Origin of the sequence: Roseiarcus sp. (assembly GCF_052145395.1) — a bacterium.
GTDB lineage: Bacteria > Pseudomonadota > Alphaproteobacteria > Rhizobiales > Beijerinckiaceae > Roseiarcus.
Genome location: NZ_JBKQOT010000432.1, coordinates 1 through 2,623 on the forward strand (window position 1 = coordinate 1; position 2,623 = coordinate 2,623).

A 2,623-nucleotide genomic window follows, 5' to 3' on the forward strand; every position below is an offset into this window, starting at 1 on the left:
ACCGGGACGCTGTCGGTGACGGGCTCGCTCACGTCGCAAACGCTCGACATCCAGGCGTCGGCTCGGCTGACGGACGCCGGCGACGTATCTGTGGACGGCTCCGTGACCAACAGCGGCAACCTCACGATCAACGGGGTGACGATGAATGTGGCCAGCGCGGGCGGCACATTCACGGAAGAGGCGGGCGGCACGACAACGCTGTTGAACGGCGGCGTGCTCGACCCGCCGAACATTGTCATCGACGGCGGCGATTTCAGGGGCAGCGGCTCCATGGCGGGCAACGTCACCATGACCGGCGGCTCCTTGCAGGCCGGCGCCGAACCGGGCGGTTCGCTCAAGGTCGAGGGCGGCTATTCGCAAACGGGCGGCGAGATCGTATTCGACATCGACCCGAACGGCCACGGCGGCTTCCTGGAGTCGACCCTGGTCTTCGACCCGAGCTTTTCGGTCGGCATCTCCGGCGCGACCTTCGTCTATGACTTCGCCAACGGCGCCAACGCGAATGCGTTTGTCGCCGACGGTCTTCTCAACCTCAATACCTTCTTCGGACTGAGCGACGGCGGTCAGTTCTGCACGGAACTCAATTGCGCAACCGTCCTGCAGGACATCGGCTTCGCCGACAACGCCGGCCTGAAGATCACGGGGTTCGATTCCCTGACCGGAGCCCTGGCGTCAACCGCCGTCCCCGAACCCGCCACCTGGGCGCTCATGATGGCCGGCTTCCTCGGCCTCGGCGGACTCGGGCTCAGACGACGTCGTCCAATCGAGCCCGCAGCGACGGCCAAAATCGTCTTCTTCGGCGCCCTTGCGCCCCTCGGCCGCTCCGTTTGATAGACTGATCGAACGATGACGAAGAAAACGAGACGGCCGATTGACGCTGGGCTGAAGGTGCGAGTTCCACTGGACGCGCCTCAACGCGATCCTCAAGCGCCATACGCTTCCTCCAGCGCGGATCGTCCACCGGTGAAGAACCGGGTGCGGGAAACCTGCACGTCCGGGTCTGTGAGGGGTGGGAATGGCGACATCCCAAGCTACTCGGCATTCTGAGCGCCGCGACGGCGCGCTGGTCGGCAGGTTCTCCAACTTGGCCCCTGGTCCCAAAAACCGTTTCCATTTCAGGCCCTGATAGGCGGCGCCTTCTATCCGGGTACGTGTTCATCGGCCCGCAGGTCCGCGCTTCCTCCCCACTCCCGGTCGCCCTCAAGCAGTTGCCCTCCGCTTCGTTCGCCATGACCAGCTTACGGCGGGACTTTCACCCGCAAGAATGCGGCCATGCCGGGCGCGCCAAACAAAGTCCGCCGACGCGTGGAGAGGGCTTCCTGCTGTCCTCTGAATTCCTGTCTTCAGCGCGGAAGGAACTGAGCCTCGAACGGCTCTTCCCGTTGGAAGTCAACGTCGTCGGGCGAGGCGTATACCGGGTAGAAAAGGCTTGTGGTCGATACGGCGCATGTATTGTCTCGCCTAAGGTTAAGGATTGAGTCCTGTCGGAGGGGCACCGTTGCGTCAACGGCCTGGGTCAATTCTGCTAAGTCCGACATGTGTTATCTCCGCCTCCGGTCTTTTTTGCTCCGCGGAGCTTGTACAAATCTTCCTAAGGCTATGTAAACGCCGACGAATCGTTTTTCAATCTTAGGCCCTCGCCGCTCCAAGCATCGAGCGCCGCGCGCTTTTCGGCCGTGTATTCGTGGCGAAAAGTGACCCTGGATCGGCGTCCACCACGCCGAAACACAGACTGGCGACCCTGCGCCGCCGTCAGCGCGCCAAGTCGGTGAACCGTGCCCCGCATGGACGGGAGAAATCCGCCCGCCGCTCGCAGGAGGCCAGCTCGAGCGGAACATCAGGCAGGGCGTCGTCGGCGCCGAACCGCGCGATCAGACCATCGAGCCGATAGCTGCCGGAGCGTCCGCACCGCTTGCAGGAGATGTGGACGACGTCGCCGGGATAGTCGCCGAGGGCGAGAGAACCGTTGCGCATAGCGCCCCTTATAGGCGACCTTAGAAGCTGTCCTTCGATGAGGAGCCATCATGTCAGCCAGCCCGCCGCCGAGGCGGATGCCGACGATCTCGAGCAGATTGCCGCCGAGTTTCTGGCCGAGCAAGGGGAGGCCGACAGCGACTACTCGAAGCGACTGAGCCTGCGCATTTCTGGGCATGGGGGTTAAAAAGCCCGGAAGTGACGGCAGACGGCGACCGCCCGGGTCCGTATCAACCGCAAGGATTGGGGCCTTTGAAGCCAGCTCTTGTTGTGCTGCCTTGGACGCGAAAGCATCGCGCGGATCGCGTTTTCACGAAGCCGCGTGATCGAGTCATCCCGGCTGGCAGTCAGTCATGCACCAGCTTCCTTTGTGCAGTGCAACATAGGCTTTCACGTGGCGCGATCATGGGCGACCGCGCTTTGCCGGGCGACGTGGTAAACCGGCAACAATCGCCTGCGCAACTGAGCTAGGCGCCGCTTCCCCGCGGAACGAACGGCAGCGCTGGCGGTTCATGATGCGCTGCAATATTCTTGGAACGTCCTGCGCGACATTGAGTGCCACGAGGCGGCCATCGAAGGGAGCAAGTCAATGGCGAATCCCTGGTTGAAAAAGACTCCGCTGATGAGCATGTGGTTGAGGGCCGCAAAT

At 62.9% G+C, this 2,623-nt stretch carries 3 protein-coding genes; 2 read left to right on the top strand and 1 reads right to left on the bottom strand.

Translation table 11 applies throughout. The annotated features are described in order from the left end of the window. Positions 1-831 (top strand): PEP-CTERM sorting domain-containing protein (locus ACLP25_RS14720; protein WP_442469932.1); only part of this gene is annotated, 831 nt, incomplete at its 5' end. Between the two features lie 921 nt (positions 832-1,752). Here ACLP25_RS14720 and ACLP25_RS14725 read toward each other — a convergent pair. After that, complete coding sequence (locus tag ACLP25_RS14725) at positions 1,753-1,974, bottom strand: hypothetical protein (RefSeq protein WP_442469933.1); 222 nt, start codon at positions 1,972-1,974, stop codon at positions 1,753-1,755. 37 nt (positions 1,975-2,011) lie between these two features. Here ACLP25_RS14725 and ACLP25_RS14730 point away from each other — a divergent pair, with 37 nt between their 5' ends. Beyond that, entirely contained in the window at positions 2,012-2,161 is a 150-nt protein-coding gene (locus tag ACLP25_RS14730) for a hypothetical protein (RefSeq protein WP_442469934.1), read from the top strand. Positions 2,162-2,623: the final 462 nt, after the last annotated feature.